Source organism: Paenibacillus sp. M2 (assembly GCF_046713495.1).
Classification (GTDB): domain Bacteria; phylum Bacillota; class Bacilli; order Paenibacillales; family Paenibacillaceae; genus Paenibacillus; species Paenibacillus amylolyticus_B.
This window is the reverse complement of sequence record NZ_CP169648.1, coordinates 2,273,285-2,290,526: the sequence shown is the minus strand read 5'-3', so window position 1 is coordinate 2,290,526 and position 17,242 is coordinate 2,273,285. Positions and strand designations below refer to the sequence as shown.

At 47.7% G+C, this 17,242-nt stretch carries 16 protein-coding genes; 2 read left to right on the top strand and 14 right to left on the bottom strand.

Going from position 1 to position 17,242, the window contains the following annotated elements; translation table 11 throughout:
* Nucleotides 1-53 precede the first annotated feature (53 nt).
* The 8 genes from ACETMN_RS10675 to ACETMN_RS10640 form a co-directional block, all read right to left on the bottom strand.
* Nucleotides 54-1,985: an ABC-F family ATP-binding cassette domain-containing protein gene (locus ACETMN_RS10675; protein ID WP_091017532.1), complete on the bottom strand. Its 1,932-nt coding sequence runs from the start codon at nucleotides 1,983-1,985 to the stop codon at nucleotides 54-56.
* 60 nt (nucleotides 1,986-2,045) lie between these two features.
* Complete coding sequence (locus ACETMN_RS10670) at nucleotides 2,046-2,624, bottom strand: TetR/AcrR family transcriptional regulator (protein WP_017689402.1); 579 nt, start codon at nucleotides 2,622-2,624, stop codon at nucleotides 2,046-2,048.
* Nucleotides 2,625-2,636: 12 nt separating this feature from the next.
* A complete protein-coding gene (locus tag ACETMN_RS10665) occupies nucleotides 2,637-3,446 on the bottom strand; it encodes a DUF92 domain-containing protein (RefSeq protein WP_091017534.1) in 810 nt (269 codons plus the stop codon).
* A gap of 228 nt (nucleotides 3,447-3,674) precedes the next feature.
* Nucleotides 3,675-4,448, bottom strand: a complete 774-nt coding sequence (locus tag ACETMN_RS10660; protein WP_091017536.1) for an ABC transporter permease — start codon at nucleotides 4,446-4,448, stop codon at nucleotides 3,675-3,677.
* Between the two features lie 17 nt (nucleotides 4,449-4,465).
* Nucleotides 4,466-5,242 carry an ABC transporter ATP-binding protein gene (locus ACETMN_RS10655; protein WP_074094443.1) on the bottom strand — a complete coding sequence of 259 codons (777 nt, stop codon included), beginning with the start codon at nucleotides 5,240-5,242 and terminating at the stop codon, nucleotides 4,466-4,468.
* A 27-nt stretch (nucleotides 5,243-5,269) separates the two neighbouring features.
* On the bottom strand, nucleotides 5,270-6,325 hold the full coding sequence (locus ACETMN_RS10650) for an ABC transporter substrate-binding protein (RefSeq protein WP_091017538.1): 1,056 nt from the start codon (nucleotides 6,323-6,325) through the stop codon (nucleotides 5,270-5,272).
* 12 nt (nucleotides 6,326-6,337) lie between these two features.
* Entirely contained in the window at nucleotides 6,338-7,786 is a 1,449-nt protein-coding gene (locus ACETMN_RS10645; protein ID WP_091017540.1) for an aryl-sulfate sulfotransferase, read from the bottom strand.
* A gap of 59 nt (nucleotides 7,787-7,845) precedes the next feature.
* Nucleotides 7,846-8,403 carry a MarR family winged helix-turn-helix transcriptional regulator gene (locus ACETMN_RS10640; protein WP_091017542.1) on the bottom strand — a complete coding sequence of 186 codons (558 nt, stop codon included), beginning with the start codon at nucleotides 8,401-8,403 and terminating at the stop codon, nucleotides 7,846-7,848.
* 378 nt (nucleotides 8,404-8,781) lie between these two features.
* On the opposite strand from ACETMN_RS10640, the gene ACETMN_RS10635 reads away from it, so the two are divergent.
* Nucleotides 8,782-9,189, top strand: coding sequence for a hypothetical protein (locus ACETMN_RS10635; protein ID WP_091017544.1), 408 nt, complete (start codon nucleotides 8,782-8,784; stop codon nucleotides 9,187-9,189).
* Between the two features lie 122 nt (nucleotides 9,190-9,311).
* On the opposite strand, the gene ACETMN_RS10630 is transcribed toward ACETMN_RS10635, so the two are convergent.
* The 6 genes from ACETMN_RS10630 to hemE all read right to left on the bottom strand — a co-directional run bounded on the left by ACETMN_RS10630 (nucleotide 9,312) and on the right by hemE (nucleotide 15,796).
* Nucleotides 9,312-9,944: a fumarylacetoacetate hydrolase family protein gene (locus ACETMN_RS10630; RefSeq protein ID WP_091017546.1), complete on the bottom strand. Its 633-nt coding sequence runs from the start codon at nucleotides 9,942-9,944 to the stop codon at nucleotides 9,312-9,314.
* A 46-nt stretch (nucleotides 9,945-9,990) separates the two neighbouring features.
* A complete protein-coding gene (locus ACETMN_RS10625; protein ID WP_091017547.1) occupies nucleotides 9,991-10,743 on the bottom strand; it encodes a glycerophosphodiester phosphodiesterase in 753 nt (250 codons plus the stop codon).
* A gap of 24 nt (nucleotides 10,744-10,767) precedes the next feature.
* The gene (locus tag ACETMN_RS10620; protein WP_091017549.1) at nucleotides 10,768-12,183 is read right to left on the bottom strand and encodes a CapA family protein; all 1,416 of its coding nucleotides are present in this window, start codon (nucleotides 12,181-12,183) and stop codon (nucleotides 10,768-10,770) included.
* A gap of 181 nt (nucleotides 12,184-12,364) precedes the next feature.
* A complete protein-coding gene (gene hemY, locus ACETMN_RS10615; RefSeq protein ID WP_091017551.1) occupies nucleotides 12,365-13,789 on the bottom strand; it encodes a protoporphyrinogen oxidase in 1,425 nt (474 codons plus the stop codon).
* The gene (gene hemH / locus ACETMN_RS10610; RefSeq protein WP_036609705.1) at nucleotides 13,789-14,739 is read right to left on the bottom strand and encodes a ferrochelatase; all 951 of its coding nucleotides are present in this window, start codon (nucleotides 14,737-14,739) and stop codon (nucleotides 13,789-13,791) included. The genes hemY and hemH overlap by 1 nt, the downstream gene beginning before the upstream one ends.
* Nucleotides 14,732-15,796: a uroporphyrinogen decarboxylase gene (gene hemE, locus ACETMN_RS10605; protein WP_091017553.1), complete on the bottom strand. Its 1,065-nt coding sequence runs from the start codon at nucleotides 15,794-15,796 to the stop codon at nucleotides 14,732-14,734. The genes hemH and hemE overlap by 8 nt, the downstream gene beginning before the upstream one ends.
* Before the next feature lie 204 nt (nucleotides 15,797-16,000).
* Between hemE and ACETMN_RS10600 the strand changes: the two genes are divergently transcribed.
* The gene (locus tag ACETMN_RS10600) at nucleotides 16,001-17,212 is read left to right on the top strand and encodes an MFS transporter (protein ID WP_091017554.1); all 1,212 of its coding nucleotides are present in this window, start codon (nucleotides 16,001-16,003) and stop codon (nucleotides 17,210-17,212) included.
* Nucleotides 17,213-17,242 lie beyond the last annotated feature (30 nt).

The following is a 17,242-nucleotide window of genomic DNA, read 5'->3' as shown; positions in this document are numbered from 1 at the left end:
CTCCAAAGCGACATCAAGTCACTCTAGAAGAAAGGGCGATGTTTAGTTATAAATTAAGACTTGCTCTGCTCAATCTGCTCTGCAAGTTCATTCAGAACGGTCCAGCGTTCCATCAATTCATCCAGATGACGTTCAGCCTCAACCTGCTCCGCCATCAACTCCTGCAGACGGGCAGAATCACTAAATGACTCTTCCATCTCTTTGTTAATCCGGACAAGATTGGCTTCAGCCTTCTCAATATTTTCATCAATCTGGTCGTATTCACGTTGCTCCTTGAAGCTAAATTTCAACTTCGGTTTGGCCGCTGACACAGCAGGCGTCGCTTTCTCCGATGACTGCTTCACCTTCGCCGCTCCAGTGTCACTCTCTTGAGTAACTCCAGGCGCATTTTTCAGCATCCATTCCGCATATTCACTGTAGTCGCCGACGTGTACACGTACAGCACCGTTGCCCTCAAAAGAAAGCACTTTATCCACAGTACGATCAAGGAAATAGCGATCATGGGATACGACAAAGACAACACCGGGGAAATCATCCAGGTAGTCTTCCAGTACAGCGAGTGTCTGGATGTCCAGATCATTCGTCGGCTCATCCAGCAGCAATACATTCGGCGCAGCCATCAGCACACGCAGCAGATACAGGCGACGCTTCTCTCCACCAGAAAGACGCGAGATTGGCGTCCACTGGGATGCCGGGGTAAACAGGAACCGCTCCAGCATCTGGGATGCTGTAATCAGAGAGCCATCGGCCGTTTTCACATTCTCGGCCACTTCTTTAATATACTCTATGACACGAAGAGATTCGTCCATCTCCTGATGTTCCTGTGTGAAATAACCCAGATTGACCGTAGGACCAACGTCAACCACACCTGCATCAGGTTCCAGCTTGCCAGATATCATCTGAAGCAACGTGGACTTACCACTACCGTTCGGTCCGACAATCCCTACCCGATCTCCAGGTACGGCAATATAACTTAGATCTTCAATCAGTGTGCGACCACCGACGGATTTGGAAAGATGCTCGATCTCCAGAATCTTTTTACCCAGACGAGTGGAGCCAACCGATACTTCCAATGAACCGGAGCGCTGGACTCCTTGTTGGTCTTTGAGTTGTTCGAAACGATCAATTCTCGCTTTTTGTTTGGTCGTCCGTGCCTTGGCACCACGACGAATCCATGCCAGCTCCGTCCGAAGCAAGTTCTTACGCTTCTGTTCGGAAGAAGCTTCCCGTTCTTCACGCTCCGCTTTCAGTTCCAGAAAGCGTGTATAGTTGGCTTCATACCGGAACAAACGTCCATGATCCAATTCCAGCATGACATTCGCCACACGATCCAGGAAATACCGATCATGCGTAATCATAAGCAGTGCACCGCGGCGCTTCTGCAAGTACTGCTCCAACCAAACGACCGAATCATTATCAATATGGTTCGTCGGCTCATCCAGAATGAGCAGTTCACAAGGATGAATTAGTGCAGCAGCAAGTGCTACCCTTTTGCGTTGTCCGCCAGACAATGTGCCCATCAGTGCATCGAATTGACGAATACCCAGCTTGGACAAAATGCTCTTCGCTTCACTCTCCATCTGCCAGAGCTGAAGCTGCTCCATTTGCTGATTCAAACGTAATAACCGCTCTTGCAACGCTGGATCGGACGAATTCAGTTCCAATAATTCCATCGTTTCCGTATATTCTCGCACGGTCTTCATTTCCAGGCTGTCACCTTCGAATACTTGTTGCAGTACTGTATTATCCGGATTGAAGTCTGGATTTTGCGCCAGGAACTGAATTCGTACATCATTACCGATCGAGATCTGTCCCGCATCTGCAGGTTCCATGCCAGATATCACACGCAAAAACGTGGATTTACCGGTTCCATTTACCCCAACGACACCAATCTTGTCCTGATCAGCCATGCCAAATGAAGCGTCCTTGAACAATATTTTTTCGCCATAACTTTTTGCAATTTGCTCTACCGTCATTATGTTCATTGCTCGTACCCACTTCTCTGTAAATTAATATTCAACATTACGTACATCCGCGCACTAACTTTAAACTTGTAAAAAAGAACGGCATCCGTCCAGAAACAATGCTGCTGCAAAAGCAATTCGTTTGTTCAGATGTTCCTCATTAAACTCCGGATTTAACATGATATCCATCTTCAGCCGATCCAGAATTCCAATGTAGGCTTCAGCGAGCAATACAGGCTCAGGTACACTTGCACTTTCCAATACCTCACACACCATACTCATGTATTGATTCATGAATGCCTTCATGAATTTCATCAGGTCCGGATCATTATTGGGTGCCATAAAAAAGAGCTTGGTATGATTGCGGCGCTCATAATAATACGTAAGGTGAGTCTTGGCTATTGCTCCAAGTTTATCACCTGTGTTCTCATGTGAGTTCAAAGCATATTCCAGGCGGCTAATAAAGCTGTTACAGTCCCGCTTGGATACTGCGATAAATAATTGTTCCTTGCTTTTGAAATATAAATAAATGGTGCCTTTTGCGATGCCAGCCTCGTCTGCAATATCAGACATTTTGGTCTCATAAAAACCTTTCGAGCCAAAAATACCATAGGCCGCATCCAAAATAGCCTCCGATTTGTCTCCCTGTACCGTGCTCAAATGTACTCCCCCTTACAACGCCAAAATGTTACCTAAACCAATCGCCACACATCCGCCGATCACTGAGCTAAGCACGTTCACCAGGTCGTTACTCATCCATGCCCAGCCACGAGCCCGAACCGTTGGATGCCCACAATGTTCATGTACCTCAACTTCACGGCCACACACAGTACAACGATACATCATCTGCAACGTTGCGCCCAGATAGGAATCGGCAAAAGCCCCTGCCAACCCGCCTGCAAGACCGACAAAAGTCCAACTAAACAGACCAAGCCCTTCGATCCCGGCGATCCAGGAAAACAAGAATGCTCCCGCACCAATCAAAGCCCCGCCTACGGCTGCAGCCACGGTGCCAAGAAGTGAAACACCTCCTGAAGCACCTGGCGTAAGTACCTTCCACGTGAGCACAGAGCGCGGCGGCTTGCGACTGAGACTCCCAATTTCGGTTGCCCATGTATCCGATGTAACGGTAGCCATTACACCAATGAAAGCATACACCCATGCCGGATGTGGAAATATCCAGTATCCCAGACATAGGAACATGCCCATTCCACCATTAGCCATCACTTGTCCTGCATCCCGATTTCCTGACTTGGCATAGGATCTCTCCAGCTCCTGCTTCCGATCTTTACGAAACCTGGAGAGCAACGTTGAAGTAATGAAAAACAACAATAACGTGCCAAACCAGAACAGGTTACCCGCTCCGTAATATATCGTTCCCATCATGATGGCTGCCAGGCAGCCAGACAAGGTTAGCGACTTTTTCGCATAGGCAGCACCTGCCACCATAGAAGCGCATACGGCGCCAATAATCCAATCCATAATGTCTCCTGCATGCAGCGTATGTACAGCCCGCATGACGTTTATTGTATTTTTGAAATTCAATTATACCACGGTTTGATCCCAATGCCGAAACTCCTTACGACAGCACACAAAAAACCTGTTTTGGCCTCGTGTAGAAGTACCAAAACAGGTTATTGATCAAACGTTAAAACAGGATAACTCCCCTCTTCAAGTAACGTCTGGAATTCAATGTTCCTATGACCTAATTTAGACCCTCTTCGCTCCGCCAATGACCCCATATCGGTAGAGTACTCTGCGACCAAACCAGTTGAACAATCGATCCGTCAGGAATCCCATAAAACCCAGGGAAATCAGCCCGACAAAGATCCAATCCGTCCGGAAAAAGAGTCTGGAATTCCAGATCAAGTACCCCACTCCCTCATTGGAGGCAATCATCTCAGCACCGATGATGGCCATATACGAGGTTCCCATCGCCAGTCGCACACCCGTGAAGATATACGGGGTTGTCGCCGGAACAATCACATGCAGCAGAATCTGCCGTTCATTGGCTCCCATACTGCGGGCCGACCGGATTTTGTCCTCTTCGACGGAGAGCACACCTGTCAGTGTATTCAACACAACTATGAAGAAGGTTGCGTACATAATGAGTGCGATCTTGGATTGCTCTCCAATACCAAACCACACCAGGAATAAGGTAATAAAGGCGATAGGCGGGATAAAACGTATAAAGTTAAGGAATGGCTCGGCGAACAGCCGGATGATATGCACCTTGCCAATAATCAGCCCTACCGGAATAGCAATGATGCTTCCGAGTACCCAGCCCGCCAGTACACGAGTGAAGCTGATTCCGATATACTCCATCAGCGTACCGTCAGCTATCAGTTCTCGTGCTCCCAGGATCGTGTGCCACGGACCAGGGATTACGTCAGGCCCATAGATTAGGGCGCCAAGTTGCCAAATTAAGATGACCGTTACCCATAGAAGCGGGATAGACACCCATTTTTTCTCCAACCATTTCATCTTACATATCACCTCAGTTATTCTTCAAAGTGGCCTTGAATTCGGTCATACAGGGTGTTGAACTCAGACGAGGCGATGTTCCTAGGGTAAGGTAACGTATTGTGGTAAATATCCGTTATATTCGAAGACGGACCTACGGACATAATGCCTATGCGCTCACCAAGCAATAACGCCTCCTGAATATCGTGGGTGACAAAGATAACGGTCTTATGAGTTTCTTTCCAAATATTCACCAGTTCCTTCTGCATCGTCCGCCGTGTCATCGCGTCCAGCGCACCGAATGGCTCATCCATCAGCAAGATCGCCGAGTCATTCGCAAGTACCCGAGCCAATTGAACCCGCTGCTTCATGCCACCCGAGAGCTCTTTCGGAAATTTCCCCTCATGAGCACTCAGTCCCACAAGCTGGATGTATCGATCAGAGATCTCACGTCGTTGTGTCTTAGGGACCTTGGACATTCGAAGTCCGAATTCAACATTTTCCCTCACAGTTAGCCATGGAAAGAGAGAAGAATCCGCCTGCTGGAATACCATTGCCCGATCCCTGCCCGGTCTGTCGATCTCCTTGTTGTCCACCTTGAGCTGTCCACCTGACTTGGAGATGAAACCCGCGATCATATTCAGCAGCGTTGACTTCCCGCACCCACTGGGACCAAGCAGGACAAAGAACTCCCCTCCCTTGATAACCAGATCGACATCCTTAATGATATAATGTACATCCCCATTGGTCGGGGCATGATACGTTTTCCGAAGCTGTTCAATATGAATGGTATGCTGAGTTGCAGGTAAGGACATAACGGACACCTCCCATTTCAATAAGAATTATTTACTATATGTCACTTTTTTCGGCAACGCCTGCTGGAGAGAAGTCAGATTGAGTTTGGTGTCGAGATCAAAATCCTGTTCGATGATTCCAATGTCCACCATATATTGCTTCTGACCCGCCAAACTATCATAAGCAGCCTGCGTAAATCCAACTTCCCATGGATTGATCGGAAGATCTTTCAACGTGGCATCTTTAGGCTGTTTGGTCTCTTGATACATCAGATCGGCAACCTCTTCAGGATGCGCTTGGGCATACGTGGATGCTTCATCCAGCGCAGCAAGGAAGTCACTTATCTTTTCAGGGTTTGCCTGGATGAATTCATTACTTGATACCAGTCCCATACCAAGGCGTATAGGCGTCTGAGACATATCCGTCAGCTGATGTACTCCTTCGAGTGCATCGAATTTATCGGTTAACGCGGAACCTATGACCCAAGCGGCATCAAGGTCTCCCTGTTTCAGTGCGATGTAGGCTTCATCAAAAGCCCCCTGACCAATTTGCGTCACATCACTCAGCGCCACCCCCTGATCTTTCAAATATTCATCCCATAGATATGGAATAAATGTGCCTCGAATGAAACTCACTTTCTTGCCTTTCAAATCTGCTCCACTCTGAATATCATCCCTTACATACAGCTTCCAGGCGGCTGCCGCTTCATCCGTAGTCTGGCCTGCAGAAGCGATGACTGAATATTCCCCTTTAGCCAGAGCATTCAATACAGGGAAGTCCGCCCCGTACGCAATATCAACCTGTTTGATAAATAGTGCATTTACACCTTCAGCCGGTGAGCCAAACGTAATACTCTCTGCATCTATGCCCCGGTTTTCAAAAAAACCTTTGGCAATGGCTACCCTGAACGTTGGGTTCATACTTGTATCTGCAATTCGAATTTTTACATTATCGGTATTCTTGCCGGTAGCATCTTTTGCTCCAGATCCTGCTGCGTTGGAACTGCATCCGGATAATATGAGTGCCGTAACCAGAAATAATATCAATACGCCGGTAATTATGGATGGTTTTCTCACAATATACACCCCATTCGATCTAGTCATGATTCTTGACGCTTAACCGCCCGACTTGCCTTCATCCGACGTTGCCACACAGGCTGCTCCCTCAACAAATGGAAGAGTTGTCTCTACGCTCACGATGGATGCAGAACCTTTGGGTGCTGCTCCCGGTACCCTGTAGGTGGAGACATCAATGGCTTCGATGGCAACTTCCTGCGGCTTCTCCAACTGTGGAACCCACTGATAAGGGACTCGATATGAGCGATAGACCATATTGGTATTCCGCCCATCCGTGTACGGGGAGACATACTCCCAGACCAGCTCATGCTCCGCTGTCACTTCGAACAATCTGCCATTGGAACCTTCGGTTATCAAGGTGTTGCCGTTAGGTAAACGCTGGGCGGAACTGATGTATGGGCTATAAAATTTATAAGAATCCGTCGGAACCGAGAAACCTGCTTCTGCCGATGTATACTGCCAGACAATCTCCAGAGTGACCGGGTTAATCTCCAGCACACGAGAGTGATCCCGAATCGCATGTTTTAATCCAAATGGGGAAGCCGGATTCGGAAGGCCGTAACCTGCCCAGCCGCCATTGTCGAATACAAGCAAGTTCCCTTCTCCAGGAAGGCCCTGAGGAATGATATGTGCATGATGCTGCCCGATAATTGTGCCAATGTGCTTCGCTTCAGTTGAAGTATAGTCGGGGCCCAGTCTCCATACGATTTTTCCGCTCTGCCTGTCTGTAATTGCGATTATATTGGCCTCTCTTGCATCCCAGATAATATTGTCGGGGTGGAACCGTTCGTCTCCGTCTTCATAGAAGCGGTTGGGTCCAACATAAGAAGCAGAATTAATATGTAACCAGTCTCCTACACCACCACCCAAATGACCGAAAGAACGTGTATTCGGATCACGGAACAGAACATTTCGAGCCGCTTCATCAAAACCTAATTCTTCAAAGTGCTCGTTAGGTAGCCACTCCCAAAGTACCTTCCCCTCCCAATCGACTTCGATAATGACATCATCAAGCAATGGCTTATCTGAAATTTGCGGGTTAATCACATTTTTGTGTGCCAGAATAAGGGTTTTGCCACTCTTCGTCTTTGGCGCAAGGCCAGGTGCATAATAACCTACCGGATTTCCCTCACGCTGATAATCATGATGCTGGCGGGCATACCATAGTGGCTCATACCCCGGATCTTCGATGTGTTCGTAGTTATTGTATTTCCATACTATGTTGCCGTCCCAATCCACCTGAACCAGATCGACATTATCCTGAATACCGAACTTCGGATCTCTCCGACCCGTGCTGCCCAGCACGTAGCCACCAGGTAATATTTTGGCCGGAAAACCTAATAATCCTTTCCACAGGTGAACCTCCTTGCCATTCATATCGATCAATACTACGCCTTCCTCACCTGCCTGATAAACGGTATAACCGCCCCAAGCTTTGTCCGGATTGTATAATGTCGCTCCAGTTGGATATATTGTTGAGTGCCCCATTGATCATCTCTCCCCTAGAATGTTAGTGGTATATCAAATGCCGTTGCCTGGACTCAATCTCAATAACTGAGATAGTTACTCTTCCCGGTATTATCCCGCTGCTTCTGCTCAAGGTCACTTGCGAAGGACTGATCCTGTTCTTGTATTCCGTTGTTTTCCGCCAATTCCAGCACCGTGTCTGAGAATCCCTCCAGATTCGCTACTACCCGCTCGTAGAATCGACTTTGCCGCTCCAGTTCCTCACTCGTAAAACCCTCAAACAGAAGCGTGATACATCGGGCACCGATGTTGCTGTTTCTCGCATACATTTCCCGTCCGCTGGAAGTGATGTCCAGTAAAACCGTCCGGCGGTCGTCTTCCTTTCGTCTGCGGATGGTGAGTCCCTTTTTCTCCAACTTATCGGTCAGAGCTGTGATGGCACCCGATGTGAAGTCCAACTGTTCTGCCAGATCTCCAAGCCGCTGTTCTCCCTCACGAATGATTTTGTGCAGGATAAGCATGCCTGGCAGGCTGATACCTTCTACAGAGATACGATCCCGCTCTTTGACGAATCGTCTGACCATTTTGCGAAATAACCAATCCGTCCGCTCCAACGCTTCCCAGTCCCTATCACTCATTTCATAACCTCCTTGATCGTTTGAAGCTTCAACAGCGAACAAAAAAAGGCCCCCGAGGACATTCCTTAGAGGAGTAGTCCCGGGAGCCTTTGGTGGTCCAATCAGCTCGATATATTTTCAGTTCAAATTAGTTCACTGTTCATTTAATGAGTATTAAAATAATTGAGATCATCATATAACCAACTAACCCAACCTGTCAAGTGCGAATTACATTAGTGATCTTCTTTTACGGTCGTTCTCTGTCGGGCTAAATTACTTATCCTGTTTTAAGTTTCACTTCAGGTTTCCCGTTTACACTATTCTCAGATCGATATATCAACGAATACATCTACGACAAGATTCAGTTCGTACTCAACTACAGAAATGAGGATTATACATATGAACATGAAAAGAGTCATTATTATAGGCACCATGATTGTCACCATGTCTTTCGCTGGAACCGCATGGGGCCAATCCGCCATCTCCCCCATACCTACTGCTAAATGGTCTATCCTTGACCTGGATACTCGTGAGGGAAGCAGTGACGAGCTGCTCAGCGCTCTGAATCAGTCTTCAGAAGAGCATCTGTATCAGGAGCTGTACAACGGCAAATCACTGAGAACAATTACGGAGGAAAACAAGGGGAATTTGGATGAGGTCATTGCTATACAAGTAAGGCAGCTCAGGGAGCAGTTGGATGAAAGGCTCGCAAATGGAAGTATCAGCTCGGAGCAACATGCTGCACAACAAGCCGAACTGGAAGAGTTGGTCACACAGAGCGCAAATACAACATACAGCTTGGCGTAACTTAGTAGCGTATCCGTACGATGAAGATATAAACATATATCCACGATAACACAGCAAAAAGGAGCGTATTCACGCCCCTTTCTTGTAACCTATTCATCTCAAGCAGGTATGATGTGTAATCCTTATTGCGCTGCCCCAATCGTGCAGGCACCCAAGGATTCGCCGTCCCATGCCAGTTCGAGCACATCTCCTGCTTGTGTTGGTCCAACACCTTCCGGTGTTCCTGTAAAAATGACATCGCCCGGCCCCAGGCCGTAATGATGACCTACATAATCCACAATATCCTGTAAACTGAAGATCATGTTACGAATATTACCACGCTGGACTTCCTCACCATTTTTGGTCAATGTAAAGTCTTTCTCCAGTAATGCTACCGCACCCGGAAACGCCTTAAATGCAGTAACCGGAGCGGAATTTCTGAACCCTTTGGCCGCAGTCCACGGGTGGCCCTTTTTCTTAATCACAGTCTGTACGTCACGTAACGTAAAATCAATACCAAACGCATACGCATCCACCAGCTCATCTACCGCCATACCCGGCTCATAACTCCGGCCGATCTGAACGACCAATTCGGCTTCATAGTGAACTTCACCCTTGGTAGCAGGCAATTCAAGCGTTTCACCATTCAGGGGCACGACTGCATGAGAAGGTTTCATAAAGATCATTGGTTCATCCGGAACCGCGTTGCCCAATTCTTCCGCATGAAGTTTATAATTGCGTCCTACACAGTATACGTTGCGAATGTTAGTCAACATGGGTATATTACCACCTTTATTGGATTCAATAGTGCATTTAGGGTAATTACGGTCTGAAGAATCGGCTGCTCGTCTCCTGAAATGCCAGCTCCCATACGTCAGGACGGTTCGTACATAACATGAGTTCTGGATCAACTGCGGCCAGTTTCTTCATAATGGTCTTGTCATCTACTGTCCAAGCCATCACCCGAATGCCTGCACTCCGCATATCGTTCATTAAGGATTTGTCTACATTGGTGTATCCAATCGAGAGAAATGTACAATTCATCTGCTGCAGGGCAGTTAACAGATCACCTGGTCGTGCATCGATAATCAGCCCCGTCTGGATCTCCGGTGCAAGTTTCTTCACTTCGATCAGAGCGGCTGGTTCAAATGAGGTGATTACAACATCATTTTGCATATGTCTTTTTCTCACTTCATGTATAACAGCCGCAGGCAGACCCGGGTACATGTCTCCCTGCGTTTTCAGTTCAATGTTCAAACGTACTCTGCCGCACGAGCGATCTAACAATTCACTTAGCGCCGGAATGCGTTCGCCTTTGTAAGACTTGTTTTTCCATGCTCCGGCATCCAAACGTTGCAGATCTGCCCAATCGGTTTCCCGAACCAGACCCTTTCCATTCGTGGTGCGATCCACTGTAAAATCATGAATGATTACTGGCACACCATCACGCGACAACTGCACATCCAGCTCCATCCACTGAACTTCAGGCCGTTCCATGGCCATTAGAAACGCAGCCATCGTATTCTCTGGTGCAATAGAAGAAAATCCACGGTGCGCTACACAAAGGTTGTTCATTCGATTCCCTCCTCAAAAAGGTTATTAATTTGGCGAAGCGACTCCATTTCCATCATATCGAATGCCTGGCGAGAGCTTTGCCATCTGTTGCAGCAGCAGTTTGTTTGCCTCATCAATCATTGGAATGGCCTGACCAAGCCCGGCCTCATAAGGGATGACTTTCATGCTGCAAGCTGCATCAGCACTACAGCGTGCCTGAAATACCGCCGTTTTCCATGTCTCTTCGGTTGTTGATCTGGAGAAAATGAAATTCCCCGTACTGTATGCAATCCATTTCCCCTTATAATACTCCAACCCTTGCAACACATGAGGATGACCACCTATGACCAGATCTGCGCCGGCATCGACAAACTCATGAGCCAATCGGGTCTGGTCACTGTTCGGAGTACTTACACGTTCCTCGCCCCAGTGAGCAACCACGATTACCAGATCAGCCTTCTTACGGGCCTCCTGGATCGCTTTGACCGCTCCTGTGGAATCATAGGCTTCAGCCACGCCAGCCCGATTGCCCTCAGCCTTCCAACTCGTTTCCGGTACAACTCGGGAGAACCCAAGCAATGCAATCTTCATGCCTTTGCGTTCCAGATACGCTGGTGCATAGGCTTCATCCCTGTTCATACCGGCCCCAGTGTGAGCTATGCCATATTCCTTGAGATAGGTTAACGTATCTACCAAACCCTCTACACCCTGATCCAGAATATGATTGTTAGCCAAATTGACAGCATCAAAACCCGCAGAGGCCATTGCCGCCAATGCTTTGGGCGAAGATTTGTATACATACGTTTTGTCAGCTGCACCAGTACCACCTTGGGTTATCGGAGTCTCCAAGTTGCCGATGGTAAGATCATCATCCTTGAATAATCTGCCGAGTTTGACAAAGGGATAGTCATAACCGTTCTTATCCAGCAATTCAGCAACTTTGCCCGAGAATTGAATATCGCCAACAAAGTTAATCGTGACATCCTTCGCTGAATTGGTAGGTTTCGATGCCCCTGTTTCCTTATCCGCACCTGCATTTCCCTTGGTGCCGGACGGAGTCGAAGTTGCCGCAGGTTTTTTCGTTCCGGATTCTGATTTCTCACTATTGGTATTGCCTGAAGTGTCTGGGGTCGCTACGCCAGATGGCTCACCTGCATCTGCTGTTGTTTCTTCATTCGTTGCTTCGGCGTCTTCTTCAGGAGTCTCATCAGACTCCTCCGAGTCTGGAGAACTTACTTGATCCCCGCCTTTGGCATCGTCTCCAATGGAAGGCTGATCCTGATCAACAATTTGCTGCTTCACCGGCTGGTCTGCCTGTTGCTGACGTGTGTTAATCACATAAAAAATGCCCACCAGACCAATTGTCATGATCAATAAAAGATTAATTGTCCAGATGATTCTATCACGGGTGCGCTTTCTTTTTTTTCTCTCTACACTTCGATCTGATCTTGGGGGATACATAAGCAACTCCTCTTCTTCACAGCCATACATACCATTATATCAGGCATATTCTGGATTTCCATCTTTCCTTGGAACTGCATCGATTGAAAGGGGATTAACTCGCTTAGCTTCTAGATCTTCATATGAAAAAAGCCATCTCTCCAGTAGATAATTCTACGGTGAGACAGCTCTCTTGCTGTACTTAATCTGCTACAAGCGCCTGTGTTGCCAAAATAGACATTTCCTTCGCTTGTTTGATGCAATCCGGCAAGCCTACGCCCTCATAACCTGCACCTGCAATGTACACACCCGGTAACTTGCTGCCAAGTTCCTCACGCAGGGAAGCAATATGTTGGAGGTGTCCCACCGGATACTGAGGCATGGATTTACGAAGCCTTGTAATCTCGGAGAAGATCGGCACCGCTTCGATACCCATCGTCTCTCTCAAATCTTTGAGAACCAGATCCGTCAACGCTTCGTCTGGAAGCTCTACGTTCTGTTCGTCACCCGAGCGACCGACATAACAGCGGAGCAGTACTTTATCGTCCGGGCTGGTATGCAGCCATTTGGTCGATGTCCACGTACAAGCCGTAATATTCCGACCCTCTTTCCGCGGAACGAGGAAACCCGATCCGTCGAATACATGCTCCACCTCTTTTTTCTCAAAAGCGAGCACTACATTGGCCACAGATACATAGTTAATCGCATCCAGTGCCGCTGTATCCACATGAGGCTTCAACAGATCTGACGCGACATATGTCGGCACAGTAACCACTACATCATCCGCTTCAAGCATTTCACCATTTTCCAGCTCAACATGATATCTGGTCTGCGTTCCATCAAGACGTTGCAGTGACTTCACCGCGGTGTTCAGACGTTGATCCACATCCTGCAACTCATGGACAAGTGCATGAACAAGGCTCTGCAGTCCCTGACGAAAGTTCAGAAAAGCGCTCCGTTTGGTTCCGGTATGCGTCTCAGCCGGTTTGCGACCTGTCATCATGCCCCGGATCAAGCTGCCGTAATCCCGCTCTACTTCGCCGAACTGCGGGAAGGTAGCCTGAAGGCTTAATCTCCGCATATCACCTGCATAGATTCCCGCGAGCAGTGGTTCGGTCAAGTTCTCCAGCACTTCAGCTCCAAGACGGCGTTCAATCATATAACCGAGCGATTCATCCTCTGTTGTACGACGAGGCGGGATGACAAAATCCATCAACGCCCGCAGTTTGCCTGCCGGAGAGACAAGCCCACTTCTCAGGAACGGTCTTAATTCTGTAGGAATACCGAGAACGAGTCCTGCTGGCATAGGATGAAGCTTGCCACGTTGCATGATATACGTTTTCTTCGACTCCGGATTCTGACTGACCAGCTCATGATCGATCTCCAATTCTTTGGCAAGATCAATCATTGCTGTTTTGCGAGCCAGGAAGGAATCGGGCCCTTTTTCAATCACAAATCCATCCCGGTGCAGTGTCTCAATCATGCCTCCCATGGACGAGCTTTTCTCGACCAGAGTAATCACGGGTTCAACGCCTGCTTCCCGGTAATGCTTGCGGATATAAAATGCCGCGCTGAGGCCGGTGAGGCCACCGCCGACGACAACAACACGGCGTTTCTTATCGCCCATTACTCATCCGACCCTTGCTGCCATTGGCTTATAATAACGTCGCTTAATGTCTCCATGTATAGAGGATCGCTATTGAGAGAATCAATACGCATCAGGCGCATATCAATTTCTTTGGCAATCGATTTGGCCTCAATATCGAGATCATAAAGTACTTCTAGATGATCCGAGACAAACCCGATTGGCGCCACAAGTACATCCTCTACCTGTTCACGAGAAAGCTCCTGTAACGTATCCAGAATATCCGGTCCAAGCCAAGGCTCAGCTGTTCGTCCGGCACTCTGCCACGTAAATTGCCAATTGGTTATGCCTACACGTGAGGCGATCACTTCCGAAGTCTCCAGCAATTGTTGCGGGTATGGATCACCCATCTCCACAATACGTGCCGGCAGACTGTGCGCACTAAACAACACCTTCACATCTCCGCGTTTTGCTCCAGCTTCTTCGAACGCATCCAACTTGGCACTGACACGTGTGGACAACGCCTGGATTAACTTCGGATGCAGATGATAACTCTCAATAAAGGACATATGAACGCCCAGCTCTTCTGCTTTTTCACGCGCACGTTTGATATAACTGCCTACACTCATCGTGGAAAAATGAGGAGCCAGTACAATACCAATCGCTGTCTGAATTCCATCCTTCGCCATCTGCTCCACGCCATCCTCAATAAACGGATAGGCATGCTTCAGTCCTTGATAACAACGGAATTCCACATCAGTGCCACGCTCATCGCGGTTTAATGTCTCTTGAAGGGCCTTGACCTGATTGTCTGTGTTCTCCCGAAGTGGGAATACACCCCCAACAATGGCTTCATAACGATCCGTCAGTTCTTTCAATTGCTCCGGTTCAGGCGGACGTCCTCTGCGGATATGTGTGTAATACGCCTCAACACTCTCCATATTTTCTGGTGTGCCATACGACATCACCAGTACACCTACAGTATTAGTCATTGGTTACCGTCACCCCAGTCTTCATTGCTTCGGCAGAATATTCATGAATATACGCCGTTAGTTCTCTGAGCTTCTCTAGCGATGCTTCAGGAAATAATCCGTGTCCCAGGTTGAAAATATAACCCGGCTCCTTGATTCCTTCGTCAATAATTACTTTGGCTTGCTCTTTAATCAGTTCCATTGGGGCAGTCAGCAAATATGGGTCCAGATTACCCTGTACTGCAAACTTGCCACCAAGACGTTGACGCCCTTCCGAAATGGATACTCTCCAGTCCAGTCCAATCACATCGGCTTGCAGATTATGCAGTGCTGGCAACAACTCACCGGATGCAACACCAGGGAAATAAATCTTCGGTACATTCAAATCCGATAATTCGGTAAAGATACGGGTAATCGTAGGCAACACATATGTTTTGAAGTCTTTGGGAGAAAGTGCTCCAACCCAGCTGTCAAACAACTGAAATGCCTTACCGCCATTCGCAATATGCGCACGGACATATGTAATAACCATATCACCAAGCTTCTGCATCAGCTTGTGCCACACCTCAGGCTCGCTGTACATCATCGTTTTGGTGCGGATATAACCTTTCGAAGGTCGGCCTTCAATCAGATAACTCGCAATCGTGAATGGTGCGCCCGCAAACGTAATAAGAGGCACATCAAGCTCCTTATCCAGAATTCGAATGGTTTCCAGGATATGTGACAGATCTCCTTCTACGTCGATGGGACGTAGCCGATCCACATCTGCAGCAGACCGAATAGGATTATCAATAACTGGACCAATATTTTTTACAATGTCAAAATCAATGCCCAGAGAGGCAACCGGATTCATAATATCGGAATACAAAATAGCCGCATCTACACCAAGTTTGCGTACCGGCATAAGTGTAACTTCAGCCGCCAGCTGGGGTTGTTTGCAGATTTCTAGCAAGGAGTACTTTTCTTTAATTTTGCGATATTCAGGATCGTAACGTCCAGCTTGACGCATGTACCATACCGGGACACGGTCTACCTGTTGTTTGAAACTTGCCCGAATCAGTCGATCATTATAGCTCATGTAAGAAGCCTCCAATAGTTTTTGGACTCATAATTACCATTATGCCCTTTTTAAACAGCCGTAACAACCACATGCAGATGCGTTCTACGTGACAATACTATGACATTCCTTACACCCATCCCTCATATGCCAATTATGTTATAATGAAAGAATGGTGTTTTTTTGAGAATTACAGAAATATCTTTGAAAGGAAGTGAAAGCACTTTGAAAACGTGGAAAGTAAACCTCATTGTGCTTTGGTTCGGACAATTTTTGGTCAATTCGGGCATGACCATGATTACCCCATTTTTGTCTCTTTATCTCGCAAGAGATCTGGGCGTTGTTGGCGAACATGAAATTGGCATTTGGGCGGGATTTATTTTTGCAGCCAATTTCCTCACCTCATTTTTGTTTCAACCGCTGTGGGGCAAGTTATCGGACAAGTATGGTCGTAAAGTTATGCTGCTTCGTTCGGGATTCGGGATGGCCATCGTAATTGCCCTTATGGGTCTGGCACAGAATCCCTGGCAGCTTCTCTTATTGCGTTTGCTTAACGGTACAATCTCCGGGTTCAATCCTGCGGCTGTTGCACTGATATCGGGTACCACGCCGAAAGACCGCATGGGTTTCGCTATGGGAATCAGTCAGTCCGGGCAGGTTGCCGGCACAATTCTGGGTCCACTCATTGGTGGCTTGTTAGCGGATGCGGTAGGCTTCCGCCCCATTTTCTACATTACAGGTGGACTGATCTTTGTTGCTTCCATGCTCGCCATGTTCCTGGTGAGAGAGAAGTTTGACCGTCAAGAAGCAGCCAAACTGCCGGCACAATCCGTATTGTCCGGTCTGAAGGAATTGAACAAGTCACCTCAACTGCCCGCACTGTTTGCTGTGACGTTCCTGTTGCAGTTTGCAATGATCAGCCCCATGTCACTCTTGCCGCTGTATGTGCAAAAATTGCATGCTTCGGATGTAAATGTGGCCTTCTGGGCAGGAATGGTCGGTGCAGTTACGGGACTATCCAATATGGCTATGTCTCCGATTCTCGGGAAGCTGAGTGACCGGATTGGTCCTCACAAGGTACTTACGTTCTCACTCATAGGAACAGGACTCATGCTTATTCCGCAGGCATTTGTTCAGACCGTGTGGCAGCTCATTGTTGTTCGTTTCATGATGGGTGTGTTCATGGGTGGCCTGCTTCCGAGCGTTAATGCCTTGATCCGTTCCTATACATCCGATAGCATGATCAGCCGTGCATTCAGTTTTAATACGAGTACCCTTGCGTTAGGCAACATGCTTGGAGCGATCATTGGAGGTTTTATGGCAGGATTCATCGGGATCGAAGGTCTGTTTATCGTCTCTGGCGGACTGCTGCTGCTTAATATGGTTTGGGTCCGATTCAAATTGTATAACAAACCTGCTTCTATTCGGGAATCCTGATTCCCTATCCATTTTAGTCCATCTTACTTT